The following is a 16,546-nucleotide window of genomic DNA, read 5'->3' on the forward strand; positions in this document are numbered from 1 at the left end:
CTTCAGTTGACAAATACGTTGAGGCGGTGGTAGACGCCGCTTGTCTGCCGTCTCAACGTTTCTGCAGTCGCCGCAAGGATATGGTCTGGGTATTCTCGTATCAGCCGCTGAAACGCATAGAACTTGTTAGGGACCGAGGCGACGATGTGGTCGGCTGAATAGAAGTTCATGCGGAAACCCTCCGGCCCGCAGGATGTATCACGGACTACGGTTACGTCGAGGGGCTCCAGTACATGAAGGCGGTCACTTCTGTATCCCCAATCCCGTTTCGTGAGATAGGCACGGATAACAGAAACATTCGGTGGAAGATCGTACAGGTGAGCCCGTGCGGCTTCAAACCAGGAGTCGCTCGGAAGCGCAGCGACAACCCTCCCATATTCTTTGATACAAGTGATCCGGATTGTCCGATACCGTTTGAGGAGAGGAATAAGCTTTTTGCAGTTCAACAGGCCGCATGGTCTGATACCGACCAGCACGCATGAGCCAGTACAATCCCGGCTTTGAACATCGATTTTGTGCACATTGTCACGGATGATGCAATCTGAAATAGTGACTGTCGCAGTAAACCGTCTCGGGCGTCGCGCTAACGGACGCCTGTCAATCATTGTGGTCAACTGTTTGTTGGGGCCTTCTGGCAGCGTGAAGATATGATCATCATGAAGGTGAACGCGTGTCTGCATTTGCTCAATGAGCCCCATTGTGTGTCCTTCCCCCCAAGAAACGATTGCGTGTTTCTCTATCCTAGAGGGCATTGTCGAGGTTTTTAGGAGTACCGTCTTGAACCATATGAATGCCATATCTGGTTTGGCATAAAGAGAGTACCTCATGGTTATCCCTGGTAGAACCCAGGATACTAAGGGATGACGCATAGGGATGAATAGGATGACTAAGGGATGACGCATAGGGATGAATAGGATGATAAGGCACATCGCTACAGTGTCTGTGGTGGGATCTCTTCAAAAGATACCAGCGGTGATTTACCGTTTACAGAATTCTTTCAGCAAAACCCCAGTTGAGTTGTGTCCATTCTGTGAACATGACAAATCCCACATGTTTGGGGTCGGTGGGCGTGTAGGGTTAATGCTCGCGCTTCGGGGCACTGGTCTTCAAAGTGCGCTGAACCTTGAAAACCGGATACTGTGTGACAAACACTAAAAGACAGTGATTTGTGTACTAACGGTTGTATTTGGTAGTTAAACACCATGTACTTCCGTCAATTCTTTCTTTTTCCTTAAAAAAAGAGAACTACATGATGAATCCGCTTTTTTATTTGGCGAGCGTGATCATTCGATACAGGACACACACTCTTTCATTTCATCTTCTATTTGCTTGATTGCAAATGGTTTGAACGGAGAGTTCGATCCTGGCTCAGGATGAACGCTGGCGGCGCGCCTAACACATGCAAGTCGAACGGTTAAAGCACCTTCGGGTGTGTATAGAGTGGCGAACGGCTGAGTAACACGTGGGCAACCTGCCCTTTGCATCGGGACAGCCTCGGGAAACCGTGGTTAATACCGGATACTCCATCTTTCTCACATGAAAAAGATGGGAAAGTGTTTAGCGGCAAGGGATGGGCCCGCGCCCTGTTAGCTTGTTGGTGGGGTAAAAGCCTACCAAGGCAATGATGGGTAGCCGGGTTGAGAGACCGACCGGCCAGATTGGGACTGAGACACGGCCCAGACTCCTACGGGAGGCAGCAGTGGGGAATCTTGCACAATGGGCGAAAGCCTGATGCAGCGACGCCGCGTGCGGGATGAAGGCCTTCGGGTTGTAAACCGCTTTCAGCAGGGACGAGGCGAAAGTGACGGTACCTGCAGAAGAAGCCCCGGCTAACTACGTGCCAGCAGCCGCGGTAATACGTAGGGGGCAAGCGTTATCCGGATTCATTGGGCGTAAAGCGCGCGTAGGCTGCCCAGTAGGTCGAGAGTTAAATCCGGGGGCTCAACCCCCGTCCGCTCCCGATACCGCTGGGCTTCGAGTCTGGTAGGGGAAGGTGGAATTCCCAGTGTAGCGGTGGAATGCGCAGATATTGGGAAGAACACCGGTGGCGAAGGCGGCCTTCTGGGCCATGACTGACGCTGAGGCGCGAAAGCTAGGGGAGCGAACAGGATTAGATACCCTGGTAGTCCTAGCCGTAAACGATGGGCACTAGGTGTGGGGAGGCTTTACTTTCCGTGCCGACGCTAACGCATTAAGTGCCCCGCCTGGGGAGTACGGCCGCAAGGCTAAAACTCAAAGGAATTGACGGGGGCCCGCACAAGCAGCGGAGCATGTGGCTTAATTCGAAGCAACGCGAAGAACCTTACCAGGGCTTGACACTCAGATGAAGCGGCGGAAACGCCGTGGCCGAAAGGAGTCTGAACAGGTGGTGCATGGCTGTCGTCAGCTCGTGTCGTGAGATGTTGGGTTAAGTCCCGCAACGAGCGCAACCCTCGTCGCATGTTGCCAGCGGTTCGGCCGGGCACCCATGCGAGACCGCCGGCGTTAAGCCGGAGGAAGGTGGGGACGACGTCAAGTCATCATGCCCTCTATGTCCTGGGCTGCACACGTGCTACAATGGCCGGCACAGCGGGGTGCCACTGCGCGAGCACAAGCGAATCCCTAAAGCCGGTCCCAGTTCGGACTGGAGGCTGCAACCCGCCTCCACGAAGTCGGAGTTGCTAGTAATCGCGGATCAGCACGCCGCGGTGAATGCGTTCCCGGGCCTTGTACACACCGCCCGTCACACCACCCGAGTCGTCTGCACCCGAAGTCGTCGGCCTAACCTTTTGGAGGGAGGCGCCGAAGGTGTGGAAGGTAAGGGGGGTGAAGTCGTAACAAGGTATCCGTACGAGAACGTGCGGATGGATCACCTCCTTTCTAGGGAGTACTTAGAAAGCTTTACTGTATAGGTGTGTGTCTTTTCACTTCACTTCTTTGACAGGTGAGTCACAAGTATCCGGTTTTGAGGGTTTACCCCTCGTGTACCTTGAGAGCCGCATAGCACAACAAAAGCAACAATTTTTCTTTTCTAGCAAAAGATAATCGCATCTGATCGCATCAATGCAAAGACATTGATGGTAGTGATATCCCAACCATTGAAAGACAAGGTTTTAAGCAAAAAAAGAAGATGGTAAGGGCACACGGTGGATGCCTAGGCACGGAAAGCCGATGAAGGACGTGACAAGCTGCGATAAGCTGCGGTGAGAGGCACATGCTCGCTGACCCGCAGATATCCGAATGGGCAAACCCGCCAGAACTCATTTTCTGGCACGCCTTAGAAGAACACATATTCTTAGGCGAGGCAACCCGGAGAACTGAAACATCTCAGTAGCCGGAGGAAGAGAAATCAACCGAGATTCCCCAAGTAGTGGCGAGCGAACGGGGATGAGGCCAAACCGCCTGTAGGGAAACCGCAGACGGGGTTGTAGGGCAGGCAATAAAGTGCAGCGCTTGCGGAAGCAGAACAGCATGAAAAGGCTGACTGAAAAGGGTTAGAGTCCCGTACGCGAATCCAACACAGAGCGCATGAGCCTGTTCCTGAGTACTGCCGGACACGTGAAACCCGGTGGGAAGCAGGGGGGACCACCCTCCAAGCCTAAATACTCTTCCGTGACCGATAGTGGACAAGTACCGTGAGGGAAAGGTGAAAAGCACCCCGGGAGGGGAGTGAAATAGTACCTGAAACCGTGTGCTTACAAGCAGTCGGAGCGCTTACCTTGCGTAAGTGTGACGGCGTGCCTTTTGTAGAATGAGCCAGCGAGTTACGGTGTGTGGCAAGGTCAAAGTCAGAAACTGAGCCGAAGCGAAAGCGAGTCTGAATAGGGCGATTGAGTCGCATGCTGTAGACGCGAAGCCAGGTGAGCTATCCTGGGGCAGGCTGAAGCGGGGGTAAGACCCCGTGGAGGGCCGAACCCACTTAGGTTGAAAACTGAGGGGATGACCTCAGGATAGGAGTGAAAGGCTAAACAAACCTGGAGATATCTCGTTCTCCCCGAAATAGCTTTAGGGCTAGCCTCAGGCGTTCAACACTGGAGGTAGAGCACTGAATGGTAGAGGGGGCCTCACCGCCTGCCGACACCAATCAAACTCCGAATGCCAGCGTTTCAGAGCCTGGGAGTCAGAATATGTGGGCTAAGCCGTGTATTCGAAAGGGAAACAGCCCAGACCGTCCGCTAAGGTCCCTAAATTCATGCTGAGTGGCAAAGGATGTGCGTTTGCTCAGACAACCAGGATGTTGGCTCAGAAGCAGCCATTCATTTAAAGAGTGCGTAATAGCTCACTGGTCGAGTGGACATGCGCCGACAATATACGGGGCTAAGCATGGTACCGAAGCGACGGATTGTATCTTTATAGATACTTTGGTAGGGGAGCTTTCTTGTATGGGGTGAAGCGCAAGGATAACCTTGCGTGGACTTGCAAGAAGTGAGAATGCTGGCATGAGTAACGAGAAAGGCGTGAGAAACGCCTGCGCCGTAAACCTAAGGTTTCCTGGGCAAGGCTAATCCTCCCAGGGTCAGTCGGGAGCTAAGGCGAGGCCGGAAGGCGTAGTCGATGCACAGCAGGTAGATATTCCTGCACCTCCAACGTATCGTTTTTACCAATGGGGTGACAAAGCAGGGTAGCTCAAGCGGGGTTCTGGACGTCCCCGTGGAGCCACGTAGGTAGGCGGGTCAGTGAAATGCGGCCTGCCGCTATAAACTGAGGTGGCGCCCGAAACGATTGAGCGAAGTGAGCAAGCCCATACTTTCAAGAAAAACCTCTCGGGAGATACTCGGAGCCCGTACCAAAACCGACACAGGTGGGTGGGTAGAATATACCAAGGCGATCGGGAGAACCATGGTTAAGGAACTCGGCAAAATAACCCCGTAACTTCGGAAGAAGGGGTGCCACAGCGTGTGAGTGCACGTGCTGCACAAGCTGGATGTGGCCGCAGTGAAAAGGTCCAAACGACTGTTTATCAAAAACACAGGACTCTGCTGAAGTCGTAAGACGACGTATAGGGTCTGACGCCTGCCCGGTGCCGGAAGGTCACGAGGAGCTGTCAGCGCAAGCAAAGCAGCAAATCTAAGCCCCGGTAAACGGCGGCCGTAACTATAACGGTCCTAAGGTAGCGAAATTCCTTGTCGGGTAAGTTCCGACCTGCACGAAAGGCGTAACGATTTGGACGCTGTCTCAACCATGGACCCGGTGAAATTGCACTAGTCGTGAAGATGCGACTTACCCGCGGAAGGACGGAAAGACCCCGTGAACCTTTACTGCAGCTAGACATTGGCTGCCGGTCCGTCGTGTAGAGGATAGGTGGGAGACTGAGATATTGAGACGCCAGTCTCAGTGGAGTCACCCTTGGAATACCACCCTCGACGTTCTGGCATCCTAACCCGTGGCCGTGATCCGGCACGGGGAACGTGTCTGGTGGGTAGTTTGACTGGGGCGGTCGCCTCCTAAAGAGTAACGGAGGCGCGCGTAAGGTCTGCTCAGGATGGTCGGCAATCATCCTTTTGAGTGCAAGAGCACAAGCAGGCTTGACTGCGAGGCAAACAAGCCGAGCAGATGGGAAACCAGGCTCTAGTGATCCGGCGGCTTCTGAGTGGAAGGGCCGTCGCTCAACGGATAAAAGGTACTCCGGGGATAACAGGCTGATCTTCCCCAAGAGTCCACATCGACGGGAAGGTTTGGCACCTCGATGTCGGCTCATCGCATCCTGGGGCTGGAGCAGGTCCCAAGGGTATGGCCGTTCGCCATTTAAAGCGGTACGCGAGCTGGGTTCAGAACGTCGTGAGACAGTTCGGTCCCTATCCTCCGTGGGCGTAGGAAAATTGAGGGAGGCTGCCCCTAGTACGAGAGGACCGGGGTGGACGGACCTACGGTGTACGGGTTGTCTACCACAGGCACTGCCCGGTAGCTGAGTCCGGTTGGGATAACCGCTGAAAGCATCTAAGCGGGAAGCCCGTCCCAAGATGAGTTTTCCTTTCGGTAAGGCCCCTCGTAGACCACGAGGTTGATAGACCGCAGGTGTACGTGCAGCAATGCATTGAGCCGAGCGGCACTAATCGGCCGAGCTCTTCTTTTTACGATATCACGTATGCGATATATCTTTTGCCTTATATGTGTGCTATGCGGCCCTGAAGGTACACGTTTCCCTTCACAAGAGAATATCCCTCGTTGGTCAGCGATTATGGCAGGGGAGGTACACCTGGTCCCATTCCGAACCCAGAAGTTAAGCCCCCGAGCGCCGAGAGTACTGCGGTGTAGTCCGTGGGAGGGTAGGTCGTCGCTGACCAACGAGGGATATTTTTGAGCCTTCGTTGGTCCCTGTGGCTGAAAGCTAGGCGGCAGCAGAGAAGCGCTCCTTCCGCCGTCTTCTTGACCGCTCACAGTCGCGTCTTCTGCTGGCCTCGACCTTCCTTGCCTCCTCGGCCCTGTCCTCCCAGGACATCACAGGCTGCAGGTCTAAGCAGCGCAGCACGAGCAGCGATACCAGATTGTCCGTGTTCTTGAAGCTATAGCCCATAGGCAGCACCACCTTGATCTTGTTGTTGATCGACTCCACGCGCCCACTGCCGATTCCGAGCTCGACGGCTGCCACGATGTCGGTACGTCTGTGCCTGACCTTCTTCTCGATACCGCCTACAGGCGCGATCCTGCAGTATGCGGCAGCCCTCATCCAGGTGCTGCACATCCTCCGTGCTTTAAGACGGCCCTGAAGGTCCTCCTTGAGCGTCCATGCGTGGGCGAGGTTGCCCTTGGGATTGGCAACATCTATTTGAACGGAATCGTGAGGGACTTCTTCCTTGAACTTGACTGGGCTCATCTAACTTAGCTTTAAGTGCATCTGCTCGTAGCTGTACCACCACACCTAAGCGCTCAGCTTGCAGCTCATAGAGGCTCTCAAAGCTCTTGTGGTAGACAAACTCGGCTTTTTGTATCGTGTTGGTGGACTTGACGATAGTGCTGTCACGGGAGAGCCCTTCTTGTACCTCGACTGCATGATCTCGAAGAGCTCACCTATCGCTGCACTGTCAAACTTAAAACCGCACTTGGTGTGGGACACGTCTTTGCCGAAGAGCAAAAACGTCACGCTTACAAAGGCTGACTTCATAAGCTTCCTTGCGCCGGGCATGTGATCGCCGATATGGCAGATGTCCAGCTCAAGGTGCAGACAGACTCAGGTGCCAGATGCAAAGCACGCACACGTAGGCCAGCTCGCCTGTAAGGTGGGTGTGCGGTACGTGAGCGTCGAAGACACGCTTAAGGATGCAGGTCAGCTTGGATTCGTTGGGTGCATAGGCGTGTACCCTCTACGTTATCGCGTCTGCGCCCTCAGAAGGCGAGCTTGCCCTTCCTGGCGCCACAGCGCCTGCGACTGTCGTGTCTGCGCAGCGACTACGTTTCCACTTAAGGGATCTGACTCGAGGGCAGCCTTCTTGCAGCAGCACAATCGAGCAGTAGGGTAGCTTCTTCACGCCTAGGATCTTACCATTGCGCAGATATCGGGTAGTGATCGGTACTTTCCTCTATCACGGCTACCTTAGTGCGTATATCAGCGCTGTCTGTTTCCCCTTGCAAGCTCGATGAGCCCTTGCTCTTCAGGGGTCCTGCTTGCGGCGGCTCTGGTAGAGCCGCTCTTATGGATCGCCTTCACCCGAAGGTGCAGAGTCGAGCGGCGCAGCTCGTACTCCTCAAGTATCTTAAGACGTCGGCTTGCCGTTGTCGTAGAGCTTAACCATCTGGTGCTTGAACTTCTCGCTGAACTTTCTTGGATGCTTGGGGATCTGCCATTGCGGGCCTTCTTTCCCAAGCGCCTCAGTCCCTCATGGGATTGTTTCATTCATTGTAGCTACTCCTCCGTATCGATGTACGGGCCGTGCGCGTGCACGGTATCCGAGAATATGAGAATGGGCAAGGTTCCGAGACTGCATTGCCGCTTAACAGGGGTTTGGGTCATATGAGCAATCAGAAGGAGTTCACGACAGGGCTAGTGAATCTCGTTGCCGAGACGCCGCCTTGAGGGACTTCTATGCCAAACTCGCTGTTAGACCATGATCGACCTGACGCCCCTGTCCTTCCAATAGCTCCAGAAGGGCTGCTCTATGTCTATGAGCGCACACCTGGTATGGAACATACCTGCCTCCTGCAAGCTTGCCTGAGAGTATATCCTTCTTCTCCCGCTCAGAATGCCTCACCTGCTCTATCCACAGGAAGCAGGCAAGACAAGTGCCCCAGCCACTTCGTAGAAGACCCCATGGAAGAAAAGCAGGAACTCGTACAGCCTTCGCTGCATCGCATTGACGAGGTCGAACTCGCCGTGCACGGCCTTCTTCGCCACGCTCGCTGTGTGCTTGAAGACCCCAAGCGAAGGGGAGCCACGTGCGCATATCCTGTATGGTCGTCGCTGGCGACCCATAAGCTGTCGACGATACCTGAAAGGGTATCTGTCAGCTTTTCGTCCTCGGGCCTGCCCCTGCCGCAGAGGATGGCATATTCGTCGCTTAAGTCATACGCGCAGCACTCCACGCAGACCTTCTTGTTCGATATGCCACAGCAATGCACTACATGGCCGTGCGTGTGCGCCTTTCTCAGCATCTGGATGGCCGACCTTGCCCTGTTGTTTGCAAGCGACTCGTCGATGTAGATCCCGATCTTTTGGCAGGAGACGGTGGGTCCATACCTGAAGGCGCCAAGCGCTGCCTGCAGCAGCTCGAAGGGCCTCATGCGCATAAAACCACAATGTCCTTAAGGCTCACATGGCAGCTCTTCGCAAGCTTCTTCAAGCGTCATGCCTGCAAGCGTGCCCTTTGCATATGCGGCCCATGTGGTGGCCGTGAGCTTTGACATAGCCAGGACAGATCTTGTCTTTACGAAGAAGGTCTTGCCTCACGAGCAACACTTCCATCTCTTAAGGCCACACGCGTCGTGGCCCTTGCAATAGAAACTGAGTGATTTGCACCTCGAACACCTCTTGGGTGTTCCCGCAAGGGCAGAGCCTGCCATCTTCTTGGCTATGAGCGCCTTCAGCCTCTCTAAGAGCTCGCGCTTATCGGCGATCCCCATCTTTTCGATCTGCTGCAGTATCATTGGATCCATCCGGGGCCTCTGCTCCTCGATGTCTTTGTTTGACGACATGCATTGTAGGCAAAGGCCCGGACACTTTTGGGCCCTTCTTAGGTCAATTATGGTCTAACAGCGAGTTATGAGACTGACCCGACGGTCATTCTTTACCCTTGCTGCCGCTGTGCCGATACCTGCCATTCCGGCTGCAGTCCAGGCGGAAGAGGCAGAAGAGACGGGTAGCTCAGTGGAGAATATCGTTTACCGCATGAAGGTCGATCTGCCTGAGAGCTTCCGGTATGACATGGGCGAAGCGGTAAGCCAGCCAGATACGAATGCAGCAGAATAGGAGGAGCGGATGCCTTCTTCGACGGGTGACTGGTCCAAGATAAGCGAAGGCTATATCTCGAGCAGCGGACCTGTGATCCGGAATGCCGCGGCAAAGGGAATTGATGTCTCCTCACATCAAGGGTCGATAGTTTGAGAAGCGGTCGCTGCCGATGGGATAGACTTTGCCATCATCCGTAGCAGCTACGGCTGGCTCGACGACACGACGGATGCAAGCCAGCATGACAGCTATCTGAAGCGCAATGCTTCTGCATGTGAGAGCCTGGGCATCCATTACGGAATCTATCACTACCCCTACGCAAACCTCAGCATCTCTTCTGATGCTGGCTCTTGCGAGGCGGAATATGGGCTCAATGCCATCTCTGACCTGCATTCAACGCTTCCTGTCTATTAGGACTTGGAGGATATCTCCCTGCTGAAGAGCGCTTCTGTGCTTGCGACGATTACAGCCCAGTTTTGCGAGAAGATTGCCGATGCAGGATATACGTCAGGCGTCTATGCTAATCTCAACTGGTGGAACAACTATCTGACGGATTCCTGCTTCGAGAGCTGGTCTCGCTGGGTAACACAGTACAACTACCAGTGCGCCTATACAGGAGACTATTGGTTCTGGCAGTGCACTTCCAAAGGAAGCGTCGATGGGATAACAGGCAATGTGGGTCTCGATTTCAGGTTCAGACGACCATCTATAGAGGTCTATCGCCTGTACAACCCGTATTCTGGAGAGCATCTCTATACCCTCTCCTCAAACGAGAGAGACAACCTGAGGTCAATCGGATGAAATTACGAGGGGGTAGGCTGGTATGTACTGACCTCTGGAAGTGGGGTCTACCGTCTCTATAATCCCTATACAGGTGGCTATCTCTATACGACGAGCTCTTCTGAATACGCATCGCTTCAGATCATAGGCTGGAACGGGGAAGGGATGGCACGGCATATAGCTCCCCGCCTGATACGGTGCACAAAGTACTGTCCTGAAGGGCCAGTCGGATGCAAGAGGTCCGGCTGGCCCTTCAGCATATGGGTATGCAATCTGGCCGAGGGCCAGGAACATGCCTATGGTCGCTTCTGCATCCTGTCGCGCAGTCCGCGAACAGGGGCTGTGATGCAACGGCTTATCTTAAATGATATGGAATGCTCGAAGCCCTCTATTGCTTTATCCTTGAGTTCCACCTCATGCTCCAGTCCGGTGATTCGGTTCTTGAGCTGCTTCACCTCGGTGTGAAGATCTGCATTCTCCATCCGTACACGCGAAGCATGGTCCTCGCATCCGTTGCGCCTGATCTTGAGATCTGCATAGTGGACAAAGATAAGATCGGTCAGAGGAAGATGGAGGATATCCTGGATGCGCTGCTGATGCCAGGGGCTTTCGAGAGACGAGATATCTGTCTTTGCCAGATCAAGCGCTTCGAGCCCTCCCTGCTTCATCCTGTCAGCTATGGCGGTAAAGCCGTCGACGGAGCGGGCTGTCTCCAGGTTGGCGATGACACTGATAGCCGCCCAGCTGATATAGGAATCGTGGTAGAGATCCCATGTCCCCTGTTCTTTCAGGGTATCCCTCAGGGCTATGAGTGCCTCATAGAAGTCAAGAGGATAGCTGTCGCTTGTTGCCATTGTGCTGCTTGCGTTGTTGATTCGGTACTTGTGCAGGAACTCATCGAGTAGTGCGATGCAGTGCGCCTCTGTCAGGGCACGGCAGGTGAAGAGGAGGTCTGCTGTCCTGTGGAGTGGCTGGAAGGACAGGCCATGTTCATGGACAAAGGATGCTCTGAACAGCTTGTTGTGCACCCAGTTCTGGAAGGAGTTGAGGATGTACTTTGGCCATTCGTGCGGGTCGAAGACATCCATATTCCCGGGCAGCCAATCGCGCAGATATGAATAGCTGATAGGAATGACCTCTCCCGTGACGTCATTCAGGGTATACGTGCGGAAGATTATGAGGTCGGCGTTCTTGCTTTCGCCCATTGCCATGGCCCGCTCAAGAAGCTGCGGTTCCATAAGATCGTCTGCATCGAGGAAATAGAGCCATTCACCTGTGGCAGTAGCAAAGCCAGCCTGCCGTGCTGGGCCTTCTCCTGGCACTGCCTCTTCGAGGATGCGGATACGGCTATCTTTCTGGGCTGCTTTGTCCAGGATATCTCGGGTTGAATCGGTCGAATTGTTGTCGACGCAGACGATCTCGATATCGCGCTCTGTCTGGTTCTGAGCGCTCGCAAGCGTGTCAGCAAGATATTTCTCGGCGTTATAGCAGGGGATAATGATTGAGGCTTTGGGCATGCTGACTCCTCCACTCAAAACGACGTTCCAGAGGTGATTATTCACTGCTAGTGCAACGCTCCTGAAAAGACCACAGCCTGCGGGCTCCTAGAAGGGTGCTTGTGAAAGAAACCGACTGGGAGGATCTCATGAGCCGCTACTACCATCTTAGCATCTACCAGCGCGAGACCATCGCTATCATGCTCCACGACAAGGACAGCCCAGACACCATCGGCTGCGATAAGTCGATTGTCTCCGGGAAGATCAAGCGCAACTTATGGCACGTGAGGAAGCGCAGCCGCTACAGCGTCGCCTACGCTATCGAGCACACGGCGCAAAAGCAGGAGGTACAGGCACAAAAAGCTGCTGGCGACCCCGAAGCGTACGCATCGTCTGCGAGAAGATCTTCGAGCAGCGCTGCTCACCCAGGGTGGCGCGTGCCTGGTCACGGGACTGCAAGAGCGGGATCCTCGCCAAAGGCAAGATGTGCGCGCAGGTGAAGCCAGCAATCGAAGGGGCGCCTTGCGGCAAGCCGATGGAGACGCTCACGCTGGAGCGCGGCAGGCAGTTCGCGTACACCGAGGGGCTTCAGGAGGCTCTCAGTGCTTGGTCTTCTTCTGCCTGCTATCCCCTGGGAGCGGGACATCAATGAGAACACCAACGGGCTCCTTCGCGACTTCTTCTCGAAGGGCAGATCCCTGGACGACGTGAGCGGCGAGTAGGCCCAGGAGGTGTACGATACCCTCAACCGCAGGCCTTGCAAGCGCCTGGGCTGGAAGTGCCTGCTGGAGGTCTTCTGCGGGGTCACGTTGTACTTACTCTGAAGATTCACCCTACCGAATAAAGCGTTTGCCATAGGGTTTGCTGTCTGCTTTGTTTGGCGACAAGTCTCGGGCGGTAGCCTTATGGCAGATGGGGCAGCCGAATATGGAGAGGTGGGAGAATTCCTTTACAGAAGCGGGCCGGCGCCCTGTCTGCCGACAACTTCAAGCTTCTTGTCCAAGCCGTAGGAGAACGCAGCCGCTAAGATGCGATTTGGCATGAGGCACGCTCAGCGAAGCGAAAGGAAAGCTTCAGGATGCATCCGAAGTGCCCTGCGTGCGGTTGCAGCTACAGCTCGCTTACGGGAGCTGTCTTTAAGCACACCTGCTATGAGCTAGCGAGATGGGTCTTCTTCATCCACCTCATGCGCTACAGCCTGCCTTTGGGCTCACAGCCGAGGAAGTCGGACATCACCCACCAGACAACCTGGGAGTAAAGGCAGAGGGTTTTCTAGGCAGTCGATGGCTACCAAGACAGAATCATCCTCAGCAAGCGCGCCTGCCTCAATGAGACCTAACATCGCTGACACCGATCTTCCCCACATCTTCAGACAGGCGAGCAAGCGCAGCTTGTCGGCGCAGCTCCTCTGCATCGCTTTAGCGATAGATGCCCACAAAGACCCGGTCACTGTAGCATGTAGCCATGGCAAGCCATCCACGAAAAGAACTAAAGGATGCCCTTAGAACCCTCAGAAGGGAGCCACGATCCTCTACGGCAAGGCGCGCGCTCACAGTGGCTTCTTAAGGTCTACAGGGCCGATGCGGTAGAGCGTATCTGTCTTGAGAACATGGGCTTTCCTGAACAATCTTTTGCTTGTGGCTCAAACGCTACCTCTGGTACCTCACAGACATATCCAAGGCCACCATGCAAAAGCTACCTTAACTGGTAGGTCTAGCTCTTCTGGATCAACAAAGCTCGTGATAGGTGGCCTGGGACTGCAAGAGTGGTTCGCCATATGATGGTGGCCGATGCAAGCCTTCGCAGCTCAACGTAGGTCTATCGCCCCTCATTTACTTGGCTGTTAGAATAATAGACGGTTGGTGAATGAAGGCTTCCTTCGAAAGGAAATGGAACGCCCTATGAAAGGCATCATTCTCGCTAGAGGCTCCGGAATGTGTCTCTAGTCTTTGACGCGGGTCATCTCGAAGCAGCTCCTGCCGGTCTACGATAAGCCGATGATCTATTATCTGCTGTCCACGCTCATGCTGGCAGGCATACAGGATATCCTCATCATCTCGATGCTTGCAGACCTGCCGTGCTTCGAGGCCCTTCTGGGGAATGGCTCCCAGTACGGTATCTTGCTGAGCTATGCAGAGCAGCCATCCCCGATGGCCTCGCACAGGCTTTCATCATCGGCGAGGACTTCATAGGTGGCGACCCCTGAGCCCTCATCCTGGGAGATAACATCTTCTACGGTAACGGCTTCTCGAGGCATCTGCACCACACCGTGGACAAAGCGGAGCAGTCAGGTGGCGGCACAGTTTTCGGCTACTATGTGGACGACCTCGAGCGCTTTGGTGTCGTGGAGTTCGACAGGACGCCCATGTTGTCTCTATCGAGGAGAAGCTGGGGTGCCCGAAGTCAAGCTCCGCCGTTACGGGCCTCTACTTCTATGACTCCAGAGTGTGCGATATGGCGAAGGAAGTGAAGCCCTCGGTGAGAGGCGAGCTCGAGATTACGTCGCTCAACGAGATGTACCTCAGGGCGGAGGATCCCGATGTCGTGACATTGGGGTGCGGTTATGCCTGGCTCGATACCGGCACGATGGAGTCGCTCTACGAGGCATCAAACTTCGTGCGGACCATCGAGATACCCCAGGGCATCATGATCTCCGTCATCGAGGATCGAGGAGATCGTATATGAGTGCGACTAGATATCGGAAGAGCAGCTTGAGGCTGCAGCCGAAGAGTACGGCAACAACCCCTATGGCCAGCATCTCCGGAAGGTGCTCGACCGCCGTATCCAGTTCACGAGGGACGACTAGATGCCCTTGTTCGTCAGCTATCATCAGTCATGCAACCTGTGGGATGTGATGTATCAATGCCAGATATCTTCGAGCCGACAAATATCGTCGTCACGGGCGGCTGCGGCTTCATAGGCTCCAACTTTGTGCGCTGGGTGGTGAAGAACCACCCCGAGTGCCACATCACAGTTTTGGACAAGCTCACCTATGCAGGGAACCCTGCAAACATTGCGGGACTTCCTAAATCGCAGGTGGAGCTCGTCGTGGGCGACATCTGCGACGCGGAGCTGTTGGACCAGCTGGTCCCCGGACACGATGCGATCGTCCACTATGCGGCGGAGTCCCACAACGACAACTCAATAGCAGACCCTGAGCCCTTCGTGCAGACAAATGTCGTGGGGACCTATAGGCTGCTGCAGGCGGCAAGGAAATACGATGTTCGCTACCACCACATCAGCACGGACGAGGTGTATGGGGATTTGGCACTCGATGAGCCGCGCCGCTTCGAGCCGGACGATCCGTACAGGCCGAGCTCGCCGTATTCCTCTACAAAGGCATCCTCCGACCTCTTGGTCCGTGCCTGGGAGAGGACCTACGGGATCCGCGCTACAATCTCTAACTGCTCCAACAACTACGGACCCTACCAGCATGTGGAGAAGTTCATACCGCGCCAGGTCACAAACATCCTCTGCGGGATACGCCCCAAGCTCTACGGCACGGGCGAGAACGTACGCGACTGGATACATACCGAGGACCACTCCCGTGCCGTCTGGGATATCCTCACGAAGGGCACCATCGGCGAGACCTACCTCATAGGTGCCAACGGCGAGAAGAGCAACATAGAGGTCCTGCACGAGATCCTCTCCCTCATGGGCCAGCCGGAGGATGCCTTCGACTGGGTGCGTGACCGCCCTGGCCACGACAGGAGATACGCTATCGACCCGACGAAGCTGGAGCGAGAGCTCGGCTGGAGGCCTGTCCACACTGACTTTGCGGAAGGCCTTGCCCAGACCATAGAGTGGTACCGCACGCATGAGAGCTGGTGGCGCCCTGCCAAGGAGGCCACCGAGCGTAAGTACTCCGAGCAAGGGCAGTAGGGAGACAGGTACATGTCTGAGTTCGCATTCAAGTGGAGTGGCTACAATGAAAGGGACAATCCTATGAGGGACTGGGGCGCTTGGGAAAGAAGGCCTGCGATGGCGGACCCTAAGCACCCCAGGAAGTTCTCAGGAGAGTTCAAGCGCCAGATCGTTGAGCCTAACAACGACAACAAGAGTCCGGACAGAGATACGCGCCGACAACGATATCGCCAGCTCGACCCTGCACCAATAGATAAAGGCGATCCACGAGAGCGGCTCCACCCGTGCCTCAAACAGCTGTACACCTAAGCATGCACAAGGCCGCCTGCGGCATCCACGCCGATATGCGCCTTGTATCTGATACACCAGGCTCCCCCCTTCTTGGACTGGTGCGCTTTAAGGGTTACGTGTGGTCCTTGTTCTTCGTGAAGCTTTAAGACCCAGGTGAAGGTCACATCCACCATGGAGCCGCCCCGTGCCGTGATCCCTGCCTTTTCAAGTTCTGAATTCAGGTCGTGAAGCACAAGCTTTACCGAGTCCCTGCTGCTTTAAGGCTATGGCGCATCTTCGCAAGTGTCGTTGCATCTGGCACCTGCGCCTGCATGAGGTCTGCGTGCATAGAAGCGCCACCAGGAGTGACAATCCAGGATAGCATCCTTAGGTTTCCTTGTCTTAAGAGAGCAAACATAACCTAAAGCAGGATACATCCTAAAGCATCGTCTTTGCAGCGCGCACATGCCTGACAAGAGCCTGTCAGTGGTAGCTGGTATCTACCAGAACAATCCAGCTATCCCACACAACGATTGCATCCATCCGCTCCAGGAATGCCTCTCGTCTAGTCTTTCTCCTAAGACCTTAGGATTTAAGGTCCTAAAAGCTCACCTGGCTGTCCATATCTTCCTTTTGGATATGCTGGAATGTATGGATGTAGCTATACCATATCCAGAAGACAGATAGGCATCTATGTGGGTATAGGCACTGCGTGGTTCGAGACATTTTAAGCCGTCGGCATACAGCGTGCGGGTCACGTCCGTAAAGTGGTGTAAAT

12 protein-coding genes, 3 rRNA genes and 2 pseudogenes are annotated in these 16,546 nt (G+C 54.7%); 10 read left to right on the forward strand and 7 right to left on the reverse strand.

Features of this window, described 5'->3' with window-relative positions:
* Positions 1-2: 2 nt before the first annotated feature.
* Positions 3-698, reverse strand: a complete 696-nt coding sequence (locus J4859_RS05875; protein ID WP_212334149.1) for a hypothetical protein — start codon at positions 696-698, stop codon at positions 3-5.
* Between the two features lie 647 nt (positions 699-1,345).
* Between J4859_RS05875 and J4859_RS05880 the strand changes: the two genes are divergently transcribed.
* From J4859_RS05880 to rrf, 3 genes are all read left to right on the forward strand, one after another.
* A 16S ribosomal RNA gene (locus tag J4859_RS05880) occupies positions 1,346-2,859 on the forward strand.
* Positions 2,860-3,102: 243 nt separating this feature from the next.
* A 23S ribosomal RNA gene (locus J4859_RS05885) occupies positions 3,103-6,052 on the forward strand.
* Between the two features lie 95 nt (positions 6,053-6,147).
* Positions 6,148-6,262: ribosomal RNA gene (gene rrf / locus J4859_RS05890) — 5S ribosomal RNA — on the forward strand.
* Together the 16S, 23S and 5S rRNA genes form the textbook arrangement of a ribosomal RNA operon.
* A gap of 45 nt (positions 6,263-6,307) precedes the next feature.
* On the opposite strand, the gene J4859_RS05895 is transcribed toward rrf, so the two are convergent.
* The 4 genes from J4859_RS05895 to J4859_RS05910 form a co-directional block, all read right to left on the reverse strand.
* Entirely contained in the window at positions 6,308-6,793 is a 486-nt protein-coding gene (locus tag J4859_RS05895) for a transposase (protein ID WP_212334152.1), read from the reverse strand.
* Between the two features lie 45 nt (positions 6,794-6,838).
* The gene (locus J4859_RS05900) at positions 6,839-7,102 is read right to left on the reverse strand and encodes a hypothetical protein (protein WP_212334155.1); all 264 of its coding nucleotides are present in this window, start codon (positions 7,100-7,102) and stop codon (positions 6,839-6,841) included.
* Between the two features lie 1,068 nt (positions 7,103-8,170).
* Positions 8,171-8,308 carry a hypothetical protein gene (locus J4859_RS05905; RefSeq protein WP_212334158.1) on the reverse strand — a complete coding sequence of 46 codons (138 nt, stop codon included), beginning with the start codon at positions 8,306-8,308 and terminating at the stop codon, positions 8,171-8,173.
* Between the two features lie 548 nt (positions 8,309-8,856).
* Complete coding sequence (locus J4859_RS05910) at positions 8,857-9,066, reverse strand: hypothetical protein (protein ID WP_212334161.1); 210 nt, start codon at positions 9,064-9,066, stop codon at positions 8,857-8,859.
* Between the two features lie 742 nt (positions 9,067-9,808).
* On the opposite strand from J4859_RS05910, the gene J4859_RS05915 reads away from it, so the two are divergent.
* Together J4859_RS05915 and J4859_RS17595 are read left to right on the forward strand one after the other, a co-directional pair.
* Positions 9,809-10,159 carry a GH25 family lysozyme gene (locus J4859_RS05915; RefSeq protein ID WP_212334163.1) on the forward strand — a complete coding sequence of 117 codons (351 nt, stop codon included), beginning with the start codon at positions 9,809-9,811 and terminating at the stop codon, positions 10,157-10,159.
* A gap of 27 nt (positions 10,160-10,186) precedes the next feature.
* Positions 10,187-10,297, forward strand: a pseudogene (locus J4859_RS17595) (hypothetical protein); the annotation flags it as partial.
* A 137-nt stretch (positions 10,298-10,434) separates the two neighbouring features.
* Here J4859_RS17595 and J4859_RS05920 read toward each other — a convergent pair.
* Positions 10,435-11,655: a glycosyltransferase gene (locus J4859_RS05920; RefSeq protein WP_212334166.1), complete on the reverse strand. Its 1,221-nt coding sequence runs from the start codon at positions 11,653-11,655 to the stop codon at positions 10,435-10,437.
* 101 nt (positions 11,656-11,756) lie between these two features.
* On the opposite strand from J4859_RS05920, the gene J4859_RS05925 reads away from it, so the two are divergent.
* The 5 genes and pseudogenes from J4859_RS05925 (at position 11,757) to J4859_RS05945 (ending at position 15,807) form a co-directional block, all read left to right on the forward strand.
* Positions 11,757-12,134: a helix-turn-helix domain-containing protein gene (locus tag J4859_RS05925; protein ID WP_212333687.1), complete on the forward strand. Its 378-nt coding sequence runs from the start codon at positions 11,757-11,759 to the stop codon at positions 12,132-12,134.
* Positions 12,135-12,712: 578 nt separating this feature from the next.
* Positions 12,713-12,892, forward strand: coding sequence for a hypothetical protein (locus J4859_RS05930; RefSeq protein ID WP_212334168.1), 180 nt, complete (start codon positions 12,713-12,715; stop codon positions 12,890-12,892).
* Between the two features lie 691 nt (positions 12,893-13,583).
* Positions 13,584-14,440, forward strand: a pseudogene (gene rfbA / locus J4859_RS16815) (glucose-1-phosphate thymidylyltransferase RfbA).
* Positions 14,441-14,496: 56 nt separating this feature from the next.
* Complete coding sequence (rfbB, locus tag J4859_RS05940; RefSeq protein WP_212334170.1) at positions 14,497-15,516, forward strand: dTDP-glucose 4,6-dehydratase; 1,020 nt, start codon at positions 14,497-14,499, stop codon at positions 15,514-15,516.
* Positions 15,517-15,615: 99 nt separating this feature from the next.
* Positions 15,616-15,807 (forward strand): hypothetical protein, encoded by a 192-nt coding sequence (locus J4859_RS05945; RefSeq protein WP_212334172.1) that lies wholly within the window; start codon positions 15,616-15,618, stop codon positions 15,805-15,807.
* Here J4859_RS05945 and J4859_RS05950 read toward each other — a convergent pair.
* Complete coding sequence (locus J4859_RS05950; RefSeq protein ID WP_212334174.1) at positions 15,804-16,022, reverse strand: hypothetical protein; 219 nt, start codon at positions 16,020-16,022, stop codon at positions 15,804-15,806. The two genes, J4859_RS05945 and J4859_RS05950, sit on opposite strands and share 4 nt — an antisense overlap.
* Positions 16,023-16,546: the final 524 nt, after the last annotated feature.

It is taken from the genome of Atopobium sp. oral taxon 416, from assembly GCF_018128285.1.
In the GTDB taxonomy this organism is placed as follows: Bacteria; Actinomycetota; Coriobacteriia; order Coriobacteriales; family Atopobiaceae; genus Olsenella_L.